Annotated in this window: 15 protein-coding genes; 9 read left to right on the top strand and 6 right to left on the bottom strand. The window is 67.6% G+C overall.

All coding sequences use genetic code 11. The features are described from left to right. Window positions 1-128: 128 nt before the first annotated feature. On the bottom strand, window positions 129-398 hold the full coding sequence (locus GBG68_RS12410; RefSeq protein ID WP_152765770.1) for a helix-turn-helix domain-containing protein: 270 nt from the start codon (window positions 396-398) through the stop codon (window positions 129-131). Window positions 399-906: 508 nt separating this feature from the next. Between GBG68_RS12410 and GBG68_RS12405 the strand changes: the two genes are divergently transcribed. After that, on the top strand, window positions 907-1,251 hold the full coding sequence (locus GBG68_RS12405) for a glutaredoxin family protein (protein ID WP_152147816.1): 345 nt from the start codon (window positions 907-909) through the stop codon (window positions 1,249-1,251). 173 nt (window positions 1,252-1,424) lie between these two features. On the opposite strand, the gene GBG68_RS12400 is transcribed toward GBG68_RS12405, so the two are convergent. Beyond that, on the bottom strand, window positions 1,425-2,045 hold the full coding sequence (locus GBG68_RS12400) for a TetR/AcrR family transcriptional regulator (protein ID WP_152147814.1): 621 nt from the start codon (window positions 2,043-2,045) through the stop codon (window positions 1,425-1,427). Window positions 2,046-2,162: 117 nt separating this feature from the next. Between GBG68_RS12400 and GBG68_RS12395 the strand changes: the two genes are divergently transcribed. Next, a complete protein-coding gene (locus tag GBG68_RS12395; RefSeq protein ID WP_152147812.1) occupies window positions 2,163-2,690 on the top strand; it encodes a DoxX family protein in 528 nt (175 codons plus the stop codon). Between the two features lie 191 nt (window positions 2,691-2,881). Next, window positions 2,882-3,892 (top strand): RNA polymerase sigma factor RpoS, encoded by a 1,011-nt coding sequence (rpoS, locus tag GBG68_RS12390; protein ID WP_152147810.1) that lies wholly within the window; start codon window positions 2,882-2,884, stop codon window positions 3,890-3,892. Window positions 3,893-3,966: 74 nt separating this feature from the next. On the opposite strand, the gene GBG68_RS12385 is transcribed toward rpoS, so the two are convergent. Then, complete coding sequence (locus tag GBG68_RS12385) at window positions 3,967-4,338, bottom strand: Mth938-like domain-containing protein (protein ID WP_152147808.1); 372 nt, start codon at window positions 4,336-4,338, stop codon at window positions 3,967-3,969. Between the two features lie 166 nt (window positions 4,339-4,504). Between GBG68_RS12385 and alaC the strand changes: the two genes are divergently transcribed. From alaC to recJ, 5 genes are read left to right on the top strand one after another with little or no spacing between them, the layout of a single operon-like run. Next, window positions 4,505-5,710, top strand: a complete 1,206-nt coding sequence (gene alaC / locus GBG68_RS12380; RefSeq protein ID WP_152147806.1) for an alanine transaminase — start codon at window positions 4,505-4,507, stop codon at window positions 5,708-5,710. After that, a complete protein-coding gene (locus GBG68_RS12375; protein WP_152147804.1) occupies window positions 5,707-7,017 on the top strand; it encodes a homoserine dehydrogenase in 1,311 nt (436 codons plus the stop codon). The genes alaC and GBG68_RS12375 overlap by 4 nt, the downstream gene beginning before the upstream one ends. A gap of 31 nt (window positions 7,018-7,048) precedes the next feature. Continuing rightward, the gene (gene thrC, locus GBG68_RS12370) at window positions 7,049-8,173 is read left to right on the top strand and encodes a threonine synthase (protein ID WP_152147802.1); all 1,125 of its coding nucleotides are present in this window, start codon (window positions 7,049-7,051) and stop codon (window positions 8,171-8,173) included. Then, the gene (locus tag GBG68_RS12365) at window positions 8,170-9,183 is read left to right on the top strand and encodes a hypothetical protein (protein WP_152147800.1); all 1,014 of its coding nucleotides are present in this window, start codon (window positions 8,170-8,172) and stop codon (window positions 9,181-9,183) included. Before thrC ends, GBG68_RS12365 begins: the two co-directional genes overlap by 4 nt. Continuing rightward, a complete protein-coding gene (gene recJ / locus GBG68_RS12360; RefSeq protein WP_152147798.1) occupies window positions 9,180-10,928 on the top strand; it encodes a single-stranded-DNA-specific exonuclease RecJ in 1,749 nt (582 codons plus the stop codon). The genes GBG68_RS12365 and recJ overlap by 4 nt, the downstream gene beginning before the upstream one ends. Before the next feature lie 143 nt (window positions 10,929-11,071). On the opposite strand, the gene GBG68_RS12355 is transcribed toward recJ, so the two are convergent. From GBG68_RS12355 to pepN, 3 genes are all read right to left on the bottom strand, one after another. After that, the gene (locus GBG68_RS12355) at window positions 11,072-12,181 is read right to left on the bottom strand and encodes an enoyl-CoA hydratase/isomerase family protein (RefSeq protein ID WP_152147796.1); all 1,110 of its coding nucleotides are present in this window, start codon (window positions 12,179-12,181) and stop codon (window positions 11,072-11,074) included. A gap of 99 nt (window positions 12,182-12,280) precedes the next feature. Then, window positions 12,281-14,380: a carboxy terminal-processing peptidase gene (locus GBG68_RS12350; protein WP_152147794.1), complete on the bottom strand. Its 2,100-nt coding sequence runs from the start codon at window positions 14,378-14,380 to the stop codon at window positions 12,281-12,283. Window positions 14,381-14,429: 49 nt separating this feature from the next. Further along, window positions 14,430-17,060 (bottom strand): aminopeptidase N, encoded by a 2,631-nt coding sequence (pepN, locus tag GBG68_RS12345; RefSeq protein WP_152147792.1) that lies wholly within the window; start codon window positions 17,058-17,060, stop codon window positions 14,430-14,432. Window positions 17,061-17,228: 168 nt separating this feature from the next. Between pepN and GBG68_RS12340 the strand changes: the two genes are divergently transcribed. Further along, the gene (locus GBG68_RS12340; protein ID WP_152147789.1) at window positions 17,229-18,062 is read left to right on the top strand and encodes an alpha/beta hydrolase; all 834 of its coding nucleotides are present in this window, start codon (window positions 17,229-17,231) and stop codon (window positions 18,060-18,062) included. Window positions 18,063-18,076: the final 14 nt, after the last annotated feature.

Raw genomic sequence — 18,076 nt, 5'->3', positions numbered from 1 at the left:
TTCAAGATCAGAGAAGCTCGACTGCATCGACCACGTACTCACTCTCAACCGGGGAGGGCCGACATTGTCTCAAGCCACAGCCACCGACGGAACGGCTGCCCCCGAATAAATCAGCGTTTCCTTAGCCGCTACTCCGCCTGCTGCAGGACGGTATCAATCATCTCCATGACGAACCGCTGTTTGGCCCGCGGCAGCTGGCTTAGCTGCTCGAACTGGCGTTGCAGCTTTGGTGCCGGGCCGCGCTTGGCCGGTTGCGGCGGCGCGGCCTGACCCAGCAGCTCTTCCACCAACGTATCCAGGATCTCCGCCAGTTGCGGCAGCATGGCCGCGGCCACCCTCAGCCGGCCCACCTCGTAGTGGGCGAATGTTTGCTGGGAGACCCCCAGCGTCTCGGCCAATTGCTGCTGGGCGAAATGGGGGCAGATTTATTTTCCGGGTCGCTAAAAAGGAGCGATGCGCGCAGGAACCAAGGAGAGGAGCGATGCCAAGGATGGGCCGAGCTCTGCTGCCGAACTACCCGCACCACGTGGTGCGGCGGGGGAATGATCGGCAGGCGGTTTTTTGGGGAAGCGGCGGACTACCGCTTCTACATCGACAACCTGCGTGAGTGCCGGGCGCTGTTAGGAATCAAGGTGTACGCCTACTGCCCGATGACGAACCACGTACGCCTGCTACTACAGCCGGAGGAGGCGGTAGCGGAGCTAGGGCGATTCATGAAGCATGTGGCGGGGCGGATGACGCGCTACCGCAACTCCCTGGAAGGGCGCGGGGGCGCTGTGGGAGAGCCGGTACCAGTCCACCCCCGTGCGGAGTAGCATGTGCCCGTAGGCCTGCGTTTGGTAGCAATGCAGGCTCGGCCGCAAATTCCTCCGAAAACCTGATAACAACAACACTGGGGATAAACGAATGAAACGCCTGATTCTTGTAGCCGCCGTGCTGCTGCTCGCCTACCAGGGCTGGAACCACTTCAGCGAACCCGAACGGGAACGCGTCGCCGTCCACGATCAGGTGATCATGTATTCGCTGACCACCTGCGGTTACTGCAAGGCAAAGCGCCGGGAGCTGACCAATGCAGGCATAGCCTTCCAGGAGGTCTTCATCGACCTTGACCGCTCCCGCCAGGACGAGCTGAACGCCAAACTCGAAGCGGCCGGCTATCCGCCCCGGCGCTACGGCACGCCCATCCTCGACGTGAAGGGCTTCATGCTGCCGAACAACCCGGACCTGGGCGAGATCCGGCGTTACTTGTAACGCCTCAGGGAACCGAGGGTCCGGTCCCGCGGCGCTTGTGGCACGTCGTCCGCGCCTGGCCCTAACGCTCCTCGCGGCCCACGATGGGGATTATTCGGAGTGTCCGCCGTAGCGGGGTAGACCCTGGTGCGGGCACGCAGGGTCAGCCGGGTAGTGAACTATGCGGTGCCGAGCTAGCGGCCGCGGATGGGGCTGGAGGCCAGGGCAGCAAGGCGGGCGGCAAAGGCAGCGGTCGTGTCTTCGATCAGCTGCTCGCGCGTTTCCGCGGGCTGTGCGATTCGCCCATCCATCAGCAGCACTGCCAAACCATGCACCAGGGACCAGGCGGCAACGCATTCCGCGTTGTGCTGAGCCGCGGGTGCTCCCTCCATGAGCGTGCTGACCGACTGCCGCAATTGATCGTAGGCCTGGCCCGCAACCTTACCAAGAGCAGGAAAATCGCCGATGTCGCCGAGCTCCGAGCCGAACATCAGGCGAAAGAGCGCGGGCTCTTTCAGCGCAAAGCGGACGTATCCTTTGCCCAGCCTCGCCAGGCGTGTCTCGGCCCGGGTGCATGAGGCGGCCTCTGCGCGCATGGCCGACACCAGCTGTTGGAAGCCTGTCTCGGCAACGGCGGCGAGCAGGGCGCGCTTGTCGCTGAAGTGGCTGTAGGGAGCGGTTTGGGACACGCCGGCGCCACGAGCCACCGCTCGTAGGCTCAAGCCCTCGAGCCCCGCGGTACGCAGGAGGTCCAGCGCAGCGTCGATCAGTGCTGCACGCAGGTTTCCATGATGGTAGCGATTGCGCGCCGTCACAGCTCATCACCTCTGATCCAGATTTACCTGATCTACTCTGTGGTGCCAACTTGACACTGTCAAGTTTTGGGTTAGCCTGAACTTGACGCTGTCAACATTGTATCGAGGAGGGGGTATATGAGTTTTCTGCTGTTGATGATGGGCATTGGCGCGGTCAGCTGGGTAGTGCAGCTCCTCGGCGGTCGGGGCCGCGATTTGCGATTGGCCATGCGCAACGGCATGGCGGGGGGCTTTCTCTTTACGGGCATTGACCACTTCGTGAACGACACCAGCCGCTATCTGCCGATGATGCCCGAGTTCTTCGGTTCGCTCAGTCTGCCGCTGGTGTGGTTCACCGGTGCGGCGGAGCTCGCCGGAGCGGTCGGGCTCTTGTTACCGCTTGCATGGTACCGGCGCCTGGGGCTGCCGAACCTGAGGTACTGGGCCGGCATCGGGCTCGCCCTGCTCCTGAGCCTCATGGTGATCGCCAACATCAATGTCGCAATCCGCGGCAGCGGGGTGGCGGGCTTGGAATTCGGTGCCTGGTACTTCTGGCTGCGACCGCTCTTTCAGCCGTTCATCATCGCCTGGGCCCTCTACGCGGCCGGGGTGCTTGCGCGGCAGAGCGAGGCGGCGAATGGCGCCACGATCGCCAGCGCCAGCTGACGGGGCTCTATCCCCCGCTTCGGGACGGGCGCTGGCGTGGCTGGAACGAGAATGCACCTCCGCGGCCCGATTGCGTGGGCCAGCCGGCCCGGCATATAGTAGGCCCTCGACACCCCGAAAAGCACAAAAACGCATAATTTCAAGTCATCGCCGTGGCGCACGGGGGTTAACTTGCGGGGCAAGGAGGATACATGGGGACCGACCGGAACACCCAGACCGAGCACCTCGACGAGGAGGCCGGGCAGGACCCGCGGCAGGATGCGCGGCATGACCAGGACGCGGTGAGCGGCGAAGAGACCATCGACGCCGATCCCGAAACCGAGGAGGCGGTGGTCCACGACCAGGCCTTCACCGGCACCCAGGTGCAGACCACCCTGGACGCCACCCAGATGTACCTCAACGAGATCGGTTTCTCGCCACTGCTCAGTGCCGAGGAAGAGGTGCACTACTCCCGTCTCGTCCAGCGCGGTGACGCCGCCGCCCGGGCCCGCATGATCGAGAGCAATCTGCGCCTGGTGGTGAAGATCGCCCGGCGCTACATCAACCGCGGCCTGGCCTTCCTGGACCTGATCGAGGAGGGCAATCTGGGGCTGATCCGGGCGGTGGAGAAGTTCGACCCCGAGCGCGGTTTCCGCTTTTCCACCTACGCCACCTGGTGGATACGCCAGACCATCGAGCGCGGGATCATGAACCAGACCCGCACCATCCGCCTGCCCATTCACATCATCAAGGAAATCAACCAGACCCTGCGCGCCGCCCGGCGCCTGCGCCAGCAGCTGGATCACGAACCCACCGTGGACGAGATCGCCGCGGAGCTGGGCAAGCCGGTGGAGGACGTGCGCCGCATGATCGGCCTGAACGAGAGCACGGCCTCGGTGGACGTGCCCATCGGCAAGGACGCGGACCGGATGCTGCTGGACGCCATCCCCGACGAGAACAGCCCCGACCCCTACGCCGTGCTGCAGGACAGCGATGTGCTCGCTCACATCGATGAGTGGCTATCCCAGCTTACCGAGAAGCAGCAGGCCGTGGTGGAGCGGCGCTTCGGGCTGCACGGCTACGAGAAGGCGACCCTGGAAGAGGTGGGGCGCGAGATCGGTGTGACCCGCGAGCGGGTGCGGCAGATCCAGCTGGATGCCTTGAAGAAGTTGCGGGAAGTGATGGAGCGGGCGGGGTATTCCCAGGACGCGGTGTTGGGGTAGTCGGCCCCGCAACTACCACCCGCCCCTGTGGGAGCGGCTCATGAGCCGCGAACAGGGGTGGGGCGGTGGCCTCCTCAGCGCAGCATCAGTGCCGCCACCACCCGCCGGTCTTCCGCCATCAAGATGTTGTACGTCCGGCAGGCCGCCTCCGTCGCCATCACCTCCAGTCCGATCCCCTGGCGCAACACGGCCCGCATCAGCCCCTGCTCGGGAAAGCGCTGGCGCTCTCCGGTGCCCAGCAGCACCAGTTCCGGCTCCAGCGCCAGCAGCTCTTCCAGGTGCCCCAGTTCCAGTTCCTCGAAACGCTCCGGCGCCCAGTCCGGGTAGAGCTGCGTCGGGGTCACCACCAGGCTGCTCTCGAAGCGCTGCTCGTTGATCAGCACCATGCCGGCTTCATAACCGCGGATGAGATACTGGGCGTTGCCGGTGTCCTGGGTGATCTTCATGTTCGCTCCTGGCTGCCGTGAGGGCGGAAGGAGGCTAACCATAACGGCGCCCGGCCCGCCTCTCAAGGCCTTGATTGACACTCCCCGCGCGCATGGTTAACTTGGCGCGCCTATGCCGCCCACAGGCGAGTTTTCGCGCCGCTCCGGCGCTCATCCGCGGTGCTCCATGCTCAACGACGAATTCCAACGCATCAAACGCCTGCCGCCCTATGTCTTCAACATCGTCAACGAGTTGAAGGCCCAGGCCCGTGCCCGGGGCGAGGACATCGTCGATTTCGGCATGGGCAACCCGGATCAGCCCACCCCGCCCCACATCGTCGACAAACTCGTCGAGGCGGCCCAGCGGCCCGATACCCACCGCTATTCTCAGTCCCGCGGCATCCCGCGCCTGCGCCGGGCGATCACCCGCTGGTACCGGGACAAGTACGATGTGGCGCTGGACCCGGAAACCGAAGCCATCGTCACCATCGGTTCCAAGGAAGGCCTGGCGCATCTGGCGCTGGCCACCCTGGGGCCGGGGGACGCGGTGCTGGTGCCCAACCCCGCCTATCCCATCCACCCCTATGGCGTGGTGATCGCGGGGGCGGATATCCGCCACGTGCCGCTGGTGCCGGGCGGGGATTTCTTCGCCGAGCTGGATCAGGCGATCCGCAATACCTTCCCCAAGCCGAAGATGCTGATCCTGAACTTCCCGGCCAATCCCACCGGCGAGACCGTGGAGCTGGAGTTTTTCGAGCGGGTGGTGGAAGTATGCCGCGAGCACGGTATCTGGATCGTGCAGGATCTGGCCTACGCCGAGATCACCTTCGATGGCTACAAGGCGCCGAGCATCCTCCAGGTGCCGGGTGCGCGGGATCTGGCGGTGGAGTGTTATTCGCTGTCCAAGACCTATAACATGCCGGGCTGGCGAGTGGGCTTCTTTTGCGGGAATGCCAAGCTGATCGCCGCGCTGGCCCGCATGAAGTCCTATCTTGACTACGGCATGTTCACGCCCATACAGGTGGCGGCCATCCACGCGCTGGAGGGGCCGCAGGACTGCGTGGACGAGATCCGTCAGATGTATTGCAGTCGTCGGGACGTGCTGGTGGACGGGCTCAACGCCGCCGGCTGGCCGGTGGCGAAACCGAAGGCCACCATGTTCGTCTGGGCGCCGATACCGGAATGCTACCGGGCCATGGGCTCGCTGGAATTCTCCAAGAAGCTGCTGCGCGACGCCCAGGTGGCGGTGTCGCCGGGGGTCGGTTTCGGCGAGTACGGTGATGATCATGTGCGCTTCGGTCTGATCGAGAACGAGCACCGCACGCGCCAGGCGCTGCGGAATATTAAAGCCATGTTGCGCAAGGATGCCCAATCAGGGGAGCCAGGCTGTTGAGTTCGGTGAAGGTTGGTTTGCTGGGGCTGGGCACGGTCGGTAGCGGTACCGTCAATCTGCTCAGCCGGAATAAGGACGAGATCAGTCGTCGTGCCGGGCGCGAAATCCAGATCGTGCACGCCGCGGCGCGCAATCTCGACCGCCCCCGTCCGTGCCCCACCGAGGGCATTGAGCTGACCGATGACCCCTTCGCCGTGGTGGACAACCCGGACGTGGAGATCGTGGTCGAGTTGATCGGCGGCACCGAGCCGGCCCGGGAGCTGGTGCTGCGCGCCATCGACCAGGGCAAGCAGGTGGTCACCGCCAACAAGGCGCTGATCGCCAAGCACGGCAACGAGATCTTCGAACATGCCCGGGCCCACAACGTCACGGTCGCCTTCGAGGCGGCGGTGGCCGGTGGCATTCCCATCATCAAGGCCATCCGCGAGGGGCTTACCGGCAACCGCATCGAGTGGCTGGCGGGCATCATCAACGGCACCGCGAACTTCATCCTCAGCGAGATGTTCTACGAGGGTCGGGATTTCGCCGATGTGCTCGCCGAGGCCCAGCGCCTGGGCTACGCCGAGGCCGACCCCACCTTCGACATCGAGGGCGTGGACGCCGCCCACAAGCTCACCATTCTCGCCTCCATCGCCTTCGGCATTCCGCTGCAGTTCGACAAGGTGCACGTGGAGGGCATCAGCCAGATCACCGGCGAGGACGTGGCCTACGCTCAGGAGCTGGGCTATCGCATCAAGCATCTGGGCATCGCCCACCAGTACGAGGACGGCGTCAGCCTGCGGGTGCATCCGACCCTGGTGCCGGCCCGCCAGCTGCTGGCCAATGTGGACGGCGTGATGAACGCCGTGATGGTCAACGGCGATGCGGTGGGGCCGACGCTGTATTACGGCTCCGGCGCCGGCTCCGAACCCACCGCCTCCTCGGTGGTGGCGGACCTGGTGGACGTGGTGCGCGAGTTCAATCTGCCGCCCGAGAACCGGGTGCCCTTCCTCGCCTTCCAGGCCCATGCGCTGTCCGATGCGCCGGTGCTGCCCATGGCGCGGGTCCACACCGCTTATTACCTGCGCCTGAGCGCGCAGGACGAACCCGGCGTGCTGGGCCATGTCACCCGTATCCTGGGCGAGCACGGCATCAGCATCGAGGCCATCCTGCAGAAACAGCCGGCCCCGGGCGCCGAGGACGTGCCGGTGATCCTGCTCACTCATCCGGTAACGGAAGGGCAGATGAACGACGCCACCGCCCAGATCGAGGCGCTGGATTCCATCAACGGCGAGCTGACCCGCATCCGCGTGGAACAGCTCGCGTAAAATACCAAGACCCGCAGCCCAAGGATTCGCCATGCCGTTCCGACCCCGTTACACCGGCCTGATCAACAACTACCGCGACCGCCTGCCCGTGAAGGACGACACCCGGCTCATCAGCCTGGGCGAGGGCAACACGCCGCTGATCAAGCTGAACAACATCCCCCGGGATCTGGGCAAGGACGTGGACATCTACGTCAAGTACGAGGGGCTCAACCCCACCGGCTCCTTCAAGGATCGGGGCATGACCATGGCCGTCACCCAGGCGGTGAACGAGGGCGCCAAGGCCATCATCTGCGCGTCCACCGGCAACACCTCCGCGGCGGCCGCGGCCTATGCCGCCCGCGCCGGCATCACCGCCTTCGTGCTGATCCCGGACGGCAAGATCGCCATGGGCAAGCTCGCCCAGGCCATCATGCACGGCGCGGTGATCGTGCAGATCAAGGGCAACTTCGACGAGGGCATGCGCCTGGTGAAAGAGGTGGCGGCGGAAGCCCCGGTGACCATCGTCAACTCCATCAACCCCTACCGGCTGCAGGGCCAGAAGACCGCCGCCTACGAAATCGTCGAGGAGCTGGAGCGGGCCCCCGATTACCACTGCCTGCCGGTGGGCAACGCGGGCAACATCACCGCCCACTGGATCGGCTACAGCGAGTACGCCGGCGTGGACACCGCCGCCGACACCTACTCCAAGGGCCACAGCCGCTTCAAGACCGCGGTGGTCAACAGCCGCCCGGTCATGGTGGGCTATCAGGCCAGCGGCTCCGCCCCCTTCCTGCGCGGCGCCATGGTGGACCAGCCCGAGACCGTGGCCACCGCCATCCGCATCGGCCATCCCCAGTCCTGGGGCCATGCCTGGGCGGTGCAGAAGGAATCCGGCGGCTGGTTCGATGAGTGCGCCGATGAGGAAATCCTCGCCGCCCAGCGCCTGCTGGCCAGCCGCGAGGGCGTGTTCTGCGAGCCGGCCTCGGCCACCTCGCTGGCCGGTGCCATGCGCGACATCCGCTCGGGCAAGATCCCCGAGGGCAGCACCGTGGTCTGCACCCTCACCGGCCATGGCCTGAAGGATCCGGACATCGCCATCCAGCAGACCGGCGATGCCATCGTTAGCGTGGACGCCACCCTGGATGCGGTAAAGCGGGCCATCCTCGACAAGCTTTGAGCACCACGGAGCTGCATCTGCTGCTGCCGGGCCTGTTGGGCCCGGTGCCCGCCCAGGCGGCCCGCCTGCCGGAGCTGCGGGAGCTGCCGGCACTCGGCACGCTCTTCTCCCGGGGCCGCCGCCGAACACTTGCACCCGGTTTCGAGCCCGCCCTGGCGGCGCTGTTCGGTGTCCGCGCCGAGCAGGCGCCGGTGGGGCCGGTGAGCCTGATCGGCGCCGGCCAGCCGGCGGGCGAGGGTTTCTGGTTTCGCGCCGCGCCGCTGCACCTGCGCGCCGATCGCGACCGGGTCATGGCCTTCGGCGGCGCCATGCTGCCGGTGCGCGCCGCGGAACATGCGGCCCTGGCGGAGGCCTTCAACGAGTTTTTCGCCCAAGACGGGCTGTCCCTGCACGTCCACGAGGGCGCCTGGTTCCTGCGAAGCGAGCAGGCGCCGCGCCTGAATACCTCGCCGCTGGAGCGGGTGCTGGGGGCCTATCTGGATGCCTATCTGCCCACCGGCGAGGATGCTCGCGCCTGGATCAATCGTCTCAACGAAACCCAGATGCTCTTCCACGCGCTGGCGCTCAACACCGAACGGGAAGCCCGCGGTGAGCTCCCGGTGAACGGGCTGTGGATCTGGGGCGGTGGCCGCCAGCCCGAGCGTTTCGCCGCCCCCTGGGACTGGGTGTATGCGGATGATACCTACGCCCGAGGCCTGGCCGGCCTGGGGGGCGCGGCCATCGCGCCGCGCCCGCGGGGGCTGCCCCGGGCGGGCGGACGACAACTGCTGGTGCTCGATGACGCCCGGCGTGCGCTGGGCAGTGGTGATATGGCGCAATGGCTCAGTGCCCTGGCGGCGCTGGAGGCACAGTACATCGCCCCGGCGCTGAAGGCCCTGGGGCAGGGCGAGTGGTCCAGGCTCGTGCTGCACACCGATCTGGGAACCGGGCGCGTCTACAGTCGCCGGGATCGCTGGCGGCTGTGGCGCCGGCGCAAGCCCTTCGGCGACTTTCCGCAGTTGCAGTCATGAGCACGCCTCGCCGCATCCAGCGCCGCGCCCTGCGCGCCGACCCTCGCGAACTGCCCGGTGAGCTTCATCCGGTGCTGCGCAGGCTCTATGCCGCGCGCCTGCAGCCCGGCGAAGGGGTGGACACCCGCCTGGCGAGCCTGCTGCCCACCGCCGGCCTGCACGGCCTGGAGGCGGCCTCCGCGCTGCTGGCCGAGGCCATTCAGGCCGACCAGCGCATCCTCATCGTTGGCGATTTCGACGCCGACGGCGCCACCAGCTGCGCGCTCTCCATGCTGGCTCTGCGCGCCATGGGCGCGGGGCGGGTGGATTACCTGGTGCCCAACCGTTTCGAGTACGGCTACGGGCTCACCCCCGAGATCGTGGAGCTGGCCGCGCCCCGCGAGCCCCACGTGATCATGACCGTGGACAACGGCATCTCCAGCATCGAGGGCGTGGCGGCGGCCAACGCCCGGGGCATCCGGGTGCTGGTCACCGATCACCATCTGCCCGGCGCGGAACTGCCCGAGGCCGCGGCCATCGTCAACCCGAACCTGCAGGGCGATCAGTTCCCCAGCAAGGCCCTGGCCGGGGTGGGGGTGGCCTTCTACGTCATGGCCGCGCTGCGCGCCCGGCTGCGGGCGCTGGGCTGGTTCGACGCCCGGGGGCTGAGTACACCCAACCTGGCCGATTACCTGGACCTGGTGGCCCTGGGCAGTGTCGCCGACGTGGTGCCGCTGGATCGCAACAACCGGGTGCTGGTGGCCCAGGGCCTGGAGCGGATCCGCGCCGGGCGTTGCCGACCGGGCATCAGCGCCCTGTTGGAACTGGCCGGGCGGCAGCGCTCGCGGGTGTCCGCCACCGATCTGGGTTTCGCCGTGGGGCCGAGGCTCAATGCCGCCGGGCGGCTGGAGGACATGGCGCTCGGGATAGAATGCCTGTTGGCCGACAGCCCCGACGCCGCCGCCCCCCTGGCCGAACGCCTGGATGAGCTCAACCGCCAGCGCCGCGAGATCGAGGCGCAGATGCAAGGCGAAGCGCTGGGGCATGTGGAAGGGCTGATCGCCGAGCTGGCCCAGGGCGAGCTGCCCGATGCGCTGTGCCTGATGGACCAGAGCTGGCACCAGGGGGTGATCGGCCTGCTGGCCTCGCGCATCAAGGAGCGCTTTCACCGCCCGGTGCTGGTGTTCGCCCCCGCCGATGAGCGGGGCGAGACCCTGAAGGGCTCGGCGCGCTCCATCCCGGGGCTGCATGTGCGCGATGCGCTGGAGCGGGTGGCGACCCTCAACCCGGGCCTGGTGCCGCGTTTTGGCGGCCACGCCATGGCGGCGGGGCTGAGCCTGGCGCGGGCGGATTACCCACGCTTCGTCGCCGCCTTTCAGGCCGTGGTGGGCGAGAGCCTGGATGGCGATGCGCTGGAGCGCGTGCTGTACACCGATGGCGAACTCATGCCCGATGAGCTCAACCTGGAACTGGCGGGGCTGTTGCGGGATGCCGGCCCCTGGGGTCAGGGCTTCCCCGAGCCGCTGTTCGACGGGCGCTTCGATATCGTCGACGCTCGTCTGGTGGGGGGCGGCAAGCATCTCAAGCTGCGGCTGCGCCACGAGCAGGGTGGGGCGGTGATCGACGCCATCGCCTTTCGGGCGGCGGAACAGGGCTGGGCCGAACTGGACGGGCGGGTGCGCCTGGGCTACCGGCTGGACGTCAACAGTTTCCGGGGCCGTGACAGCGTGCAGCTGATCGTGGAGCACATGGAGCCCGTCGGGTAACGGGGATCATGGCGGCCCCGGGACTCCCGGGTTCTCGCCTTCGGCTACATCCGGGCTACGCCTCGCTGGGCGGCCAGGTCCGCGCAACCGCGACCTGGCGCCGCGGCATCGCGGATCCCCCTCCCGACCCCGTGCGCGGTCCGTCAGTCCAACGGGCCTTCTCCCGGCTCCCAGGGCGAGCGGAAATGCTCCGTCACCCGCTCGGGTGCCACATCGGCGAAATCCGTACATTCCCACCGGGGCTGCCTGTCCTTGTCGATCAGCAGTGCCCGCACCCCTTCGGCGAAATCGTGCCCCTGGGCGAAGCGCACCGCCAGGGTCAGTTCCAGGCGGAAGCACTCGGCCAGGGAGAGGTGCTTGCCGCCGCGCAGCTGGGCGCTGATGACGTGGGCGGAAAGCGGGCTGCCCGCCAACAGTCGCTCGGCATTCTCTTGCAGATACGCATCGCCCGCGCTGAGGCGGCGGATCTCCGCCACCGTGCGCGCCACGTCCCGATAACGCAGCATCTCGCGGATGCGCGGCAGGCGCGGGCCGATCTGCTCGGCCGGCGCGCTGGCGGCGACAAAGCGACGCAGCAGCTCGCTCAGCCGGTCATGGTCGGCGGCGGGCTCGGCGCCCCAGCGGCAGGCCTGCAGCGCCTCCAGCACGGCGTCCAGACTGCCGTCCTCCAGCAAGCAGTCGGCGAAGCCGAGGAACAGGGCGTCGGCGGCGTTGAAACGCGCGCCGGTGAGGCCCAGGTACAGCCCCGCCCCGGCGGGCATGCGGTTCAGATACCAGGTCGCGCCCACGTCCGGGAACAGGCCGATGGTGATCTCGGGCATGGCCAGCAGGCTGTTGGGGGTCACCACCCGGTGGGAGCCGCCGGCCATCAAGCCCATGCCGCCGCCCATGACGATGCCCTCGCCCCAGACCAGCAAGGGCTTGGGGTAGGTATGGATGCGGTAATCCAGCCGGTACTCTTCGGCGAAGTAGGTCGCCGGCATGTCCCGCGGGCCGGTTTCGCCCCGCCGTATGGCATCGGTGACCAGGCGGATGTCGCCGCCGGCGCAGAAGGCCTTGCCGCCGGCCCCGTGCAGGACCACCACGGCAATGGCCGGGTCCTCTGCCCAGGCGCTGAGCTGCCGGTCCAGGGTCTGGATCATGTCCAGCCCCAGGGCATTGAGCTTGCGCGGGGTGTTCAACCGGGCGACGCCGATCCGCCCGGCGGCGCATGTGAGTTCGTGGCAGGCCACCACGGGCTCTTGTTCACTCATGGGGGTTGTTCCTGTTGCCTGGGCCGGCGTCAAAGATTACGCAAGCGTTGCCCCCTCGCCAAGCGCCAGGGGGGCGCGGGCGAGGGGGCGGGGGGTTTCTCAGCGAGAGGCCTGGGTGGCATGCAGCGGCCCAGTGCCGGTGGGGGAGCTCAGGCGGGCCAGTTCGCTCACCACGGCCGCGGCGGCTCGCAGTAGCGTATCCGGGGTGGATTCGTCCTGTTCCGCTTCGTCCAGGCTCTGCAGTGGCGGCAGCTCGTAGGCGGCCCGGCGCCGGTTCAGCGCCTCCAGGCGTTCCGTGCTGAAGCTCTCCCGCTGGGCGCGCCGGGCGGATTCGTTCAGTGACACCCGGGTCTGCCCCTGAAGGGAGCGGATCTGGGCGTACTCCTCCAGCAGCGCCTGAAAGGCGGCGCTTTCGCCGATGTGCTGCTCGTAATGGTCGCGCAGGCGCGGCAGCAGCGGGCCCAGCCCCTCGTCGGGCTGATAACTCACCGGGCGGATGCGGTCCCAGGGGAGGGCGTTGGCCACGGCCCGTTCACCGTAGTCGCTCTCATCGTCGGGGCTGGGCAGTTTCAGGTCCGGCTCGACGCCGCGCAGCTGGGTGCTGGCGCCGTTGACGCGGTAGAACTTGGCGATGGTCAGCTTCAGCCGCCCGGCCGGTTCGCTGCGCCGCAGGCTGAAACGGTCCAGGGGGATGAGGGTCTGCACCGTGCCCTTGCCGAAGGTGGTCTCGCCGATCACCAGACCACGCTGGTAGTCCTGGATGGCGGCGGCGAAGATCTCCGAGGCGGAGGCGCTGTAGCGATCCACCAGTACGCCCAGCGGCCCGTCCCAGGCGGTGCCCGCGTTCTGATCCTGCAGCACTTCCACGCGGCCGGCGCTGTCGCGGATCTGCACCACGGGGCCGCGGTCTATGAACAGCCCCGTCAGGTCCACGGCTTCGTTGAGCGCACCGCCCCCGTTGCCGCGCAGATCCACGATCAGCCCGTCCAGGCGTTGCTCCTGCTGGAGCTCCTCGATGAGCCGGTGTACGTCCCGGGTGGTGCTGCGGTAATTCTTCTTGCCGGCCTCGGCGGCGGCGAAGTCACTGTAGAAGGCGGGGATGCTGATCACGCCGATGCGCCGGGCGTCGGGCGTTTCGATCACTTCCGCCTGGGCGGCCTGCTCCTCTAGCTGGATCTCGTTGCGCACCAGGCTCACTTCGCGGGGGGTGGCCGTGCCGCCACTGACGGTGGGCAGTATTTGCAGCCGCACCACCGTGCCCTTGTGGCCGCGGATCAGGTCCACCACGTCCTGCAGGCGCATGCCGACCACGTCTTTCATCTCGCCGGAGCGGCCCTGGGCGACGCCGATGATCCGGTCGCCGGGCTTGAGCTGCTCGCTGCGGGCGGCGGGGCCGCCGGTGATCAGCTCGACGATCTCGGTGAAGTCGTTGCTGCTCTTGAGCATGGCGCCTATGCCTTCCAGGGACAGGCGCATGTGAATGTCGAAGTTCTCCGCGCTGCGCGGCGACATATACGCCGAGTGGGGGTCGTAGGCGTGCCCCCAGGCCATCATGTACAGCTCGAAGACGTCGGCGATCTTGCTCTCTTCGGTGGTGCGGGCGATGCGCTGGTAGCGATCGGCCAGGGTCTCGCGCACCTTTTCCCATTCCAGCCCGGTCAGGCGCAGGGTAAGGGCATCGTGCCGCACCCGCTGGCGCCAGAGGCCATCCAGTTCCGCGGGGCTCTCGGCCCAGTCGGCCTCACGACGGTCCAGCTCCAGCGCCTCGTTCTCGTCGAAGGCCGGTTCGTCGGTCAGCAGCCTCCCCGCATGGGCGGAGCGCTCCAGCACCCGCCGGGTGAAGCGCTCGTAGATATGCAGCGCGGCGTCCAGCTCGCCGGCGAGCAGCTGCTCGTCCAGCCGGTGCTGAAAGGCACGGAATTCGCGGATGTCCGCGGCGAGGAAGTAGTAGCGCTGCGGGTCGAGCAGGTCCAGATAGGCTTCCAGGGCCTTCTCGGCCAGGGGGTCGCCCACGGCCTCTTCCCGGTAGTGGTACTGGGAGAGCAACTCCCCCACCAGGCGAGCGGTGCGTTGCTGATGCGGCGCGGCTTCCAGTTGCCGTGCGCCGGCGAGCTCCGGCCAGGCGCCCGGGAGGCTGAGCAGCAGGGCCAGCAGCCCGGTGAGCAGGGCGCGCACCGGAGACAGGCGTGTGATGTTCATGGGCTCGGTCCGTCCTGTTCGGCGGCCTGGCCGCCGGAAGGCTCCATCATTAAGGGTTCAGGCTTTTCGATACAAGTTCGTATACATCATTTGACAAGGTCGGGTGCGACATTATTCGTTCCAGCTCGGCGCGCATCAGCCCCTGGCGGGTCTCGTCGAAGCGCTGCCAGCGGCTCAGCGGGGTCACCAGCCGGGCGGCGATCTGCGGGTTGATGTCGTTGAGCTTGAGAACATGGTCCGCCAGGAAACGATAACCCCCGCCGGAGGGGTGGTGGAAGGCGGAGGGGTTGCCCTGGGCGAAGGCGCCGAGCAGGGCGCGCACCCGGTTGGGGTTGGTGATGTGGAAATCCGCATGCCGCGCCAGGCCGGCGACCCGCTTCAGGATGTCTTCCCGGCGGGAGGTGGCCTGCACCCGGAACCATTTATCCAGCACCAGGGCATCGTGGCGCCAGCGCTTGTGGAAGCGCTCCAGGGCCTGCTCGCTGGCCTCATCCCGCTGATCGGCCAGCAGCGAGAGCGCGGCGATGCCGGCGGTCATGTTGTCGGCCTGTTCCAGCTGGCGGTGGGCCAGTGCCAGGGTGTCCGCGTCCGGCTCGCTCAGCAGGTAATCCAGCGCCAGGTTGCGCAGTCGGCGCCGGCCGGCGTCCTCGGCCCGGTAGCGGTATGGCGTGTCATCGGCCAGCGCCGCGTGCAGCCGCAGCCACTCGGGGCGCAGGGCGCGGCCGAGCTGCCGGCGCAGGGCCTCCCGGGCGTCATGGATGGCGCCGGGGTCGGCGGGCTGCATCTGCTCGGCCAGGTAGGCTTCGCCGGGCAGGCTCAGCGCTTCGGCGATCAGGGCTCGGTCCAGGCGCGTATCGGCCAGGGTGCGCCGAAAGCCCTCCAGCAACTCCTCGGGCAGCTGGCTCGCCGGGCCGCGCCGGGCCCATTCCAGCAGCACCCTGCAGGCCAGCCGCTGGCCGGCCTCCCAGCGGTTGAAGGGGTCGCTGTCCCGGGCGAACAGGAAGGCCAGTTGTTCGAGGCTGTAGGGATAGTCCAGTTGCACCGGCGCCGAGAAGCCCCGCAGCAGCGAGGGCACCGGGCGCTCGGGCAGATCCTCGAAGACGAAGGTTTCCTCCCGCTCGCGCAACTCCAGTACGCGGCTGCCGGCCCGGGCTTCGCTCTCGCCGGCCAGGCGCAGGGGCAGATCCCGGCCGTCGGCGGCCAGCAGCCCGAGCTTGAGCGGAATGTGGAAGGGCTGCTTCTCCGTCTGGCCCGGGGTGGCGGGGCAGGATTGCATCACCTTCAGGGTGTAGCGTTGCTTGTCCGGGTCGTAGTGATCGCTGACCCGCAGCCGCGGCGTGCCGGCCTGGCTGTACCACCGGCCGAACTGCGCCAGATCCCGGTCGTTGGCATCGGCCATGGCGGCGCGAAAATCATCGCAGGTCACCGCCTGGCCGTCGTGGCGCTGGACGTAGAGATCCATGCCCCGGCGGAAGCCCTCGGCCCCCAGCAGGGTGTGGTACATGCGGATCACCTCGCCACCCTTGTTGTAGATGGTGGAGGTGTAGAAGTTGTTGATCTCCAGGTAGCTCTCCGGGCGCACCGGGTGGGCGGTGGGGCCGGCGTCCTCGGGGAACTGCACGGCGCGCAGCAGCCGGACCTGGTTGATGCGCTGCACCGCCGGCGAGCCCATGGCTTCGGAGAACTGCTGTTCGCGAAACACCGTCAGGCCTTCCTTCAGGCTCAGCTGGAACCAGTCCCGGCAGGTGACCCGGTTGCCGGTCCAGTTGTGGAAGTACTCATGGCCGATCACCGCTTCCACGGTCTCGAAGTCGCCGTCGGTGGCGGTCTGGGCCGAGGCCAGGACGCAGGCGGTGTTGAAGATGTTGAGGCCCTTGTTCTCCATGGCCCCCATGTTGAAATCGCCCACCGCCACGATCATGTAGATGTCCAGATCGTATTCCAGGCCGTAGGTTTCCTCGTCCCAGGCCATGGCCTTTTTCAGCGATTCCAGCGCATGGGCGGTCTTGCCTGCGTTCTCCGCCTCGTAGTAGAGCTCCAGCGCGACTTCGCGCCCGGAGCCGGTGCGGTAACGGTCCCGGTGACATTGCAGGTCACCCGCCACCAGGGCGAACAGGTAGCTCGGCTTGGGGTAGGGGTCTTCCCAGGTGACCCAGTGCCGGCCACCCTCCAGCTCACCGCGCTCCACCGGGTTGCCGTTGCACAGCAGCACCGGGTAGCGCTCGCGCTCTCCCACCAGGGTGACCCGGAAACGGGCCATCACATCCGGGCGGTCCGGATACCAGGTGATGCGGCGAAAGCCCTGGGCCTCGCACTGGCTGCAGAGCATCTCGCCGGATTGATACAGGCCCTCCAGGGCGGTGTTGCGATCGGGGCGGATGCGGTTGCGGACCTCCAGCACGAACTGCGCCGGCACCTCGGGGATGGTGAGGGAGTTCTCGTCCAGCCGGTACTCATCCGCACTCAACGGGCGGCCGTCCAGGCGCAGCTCCAGCAGCTCCAGCTCCTGGCCGTCCAGGCACAGGGGCTGGCTGTGCTCGCCCAGGCGGCGCATGCTGAGCCGGCTGTCCACGGTGGTGAGCTCGCCGGCGAGCTCGAAGCGCAGCTCCGCCTGCTCCACGGTGTAGGCGGGCGGGGTGTAGTCGCTGAGCAGAATGGGTTGTGGCGTGTGCGGGTTCATGCGGTTCGCTTTGCTGCTGGTAAGTGGTCGGCCTCGGAGCTCCGTATTGGCCGCTTCGTCACAGCTTAGCCTGTAAGCACGGACTGTCGCGACAAGTGAAGCTGTTATCATGTGCCCGGACGCGGGTGTGAGTGAATACGCCCTCCGAACCTGCACAGGATAAGGACCATGTTTGCAGCCTTTGCTCAGGATTTCTTCAAACCGGTGGTTGCTGCCCCGGAACTGGAACTGATCAGCTATACGGCGGAGCAGCCGCGCAGTGAGCGGCCCCTGCTGTTCGTCCACGGCGCCTATGCCGGCGCCTGGTGCTGGGAGGAGCATTTCCTGCCGTACTTCGCCGCCCGGGGGTACCATGCCCACGCGCTGAGCCTGCGCGGCCATGGGGCCAGTGCTGGCCAACTGCACAGTAGTGGTATCCGCGATTACGTCAACGACGTGCGCCGCACGGTCAAGCGCCTCGGGCAGGAGCCGGTGCTGATCGGGCACTCCATGGGCGGCATGGTGCTGCAGAAGTATCTGGAGCGTTACAGCGCGCCGGGCGTCGTGCTGATGGCCTCGGTGCCGCCCACGGGGCTGGCCGGGCCGACCATGCGGCTGATGATGGGCGACCCCTGGCTGTTCACCCAGATCTCCCTGGTGCAGGGGGTGAGCCCGGCCTTGGCGGATATGCGCACCGCGCGCCGGGCGGTGCTCTCCGAGGATTTGCCCGAGGCCGATCTGTGTCGCTATATGGACCGGTTCCAGGGCGAATCTCAACGGGCGATCTGGGACATGACCGTGGGGGATCTGCCGCGGCGCTCGCGCCTGCACGAAGTGCCCATGCTGGTCATGGGTGGGGTGGAGGACGGCCTGTTCAAGCCCCGGGAGATCGAGGCTACCGCCCGCCACTACGGCACCGAGGCGGTGCTGTTCGAGCACATGAACCACGCCATGATGTTGGAGACCCGCTGGCAGGAAGCGGCGGACTGCCTGCTGACGTGGCTGGGGGAGCGGGGCTTTTAGGGATTGATCGACGC

Source organism: Alkalilimnicola sp. S0819 (genome assembly GCF_009295635.1).
Classification (GTDB): domain Bacteria; phylum Pseudomonadota; class Gammaproteobacteria; order Nitrococcales; family WHIW01; genus S0819.
This window is presented reverse-complemented; position numbering and strand designations above follow the sequence as displayed.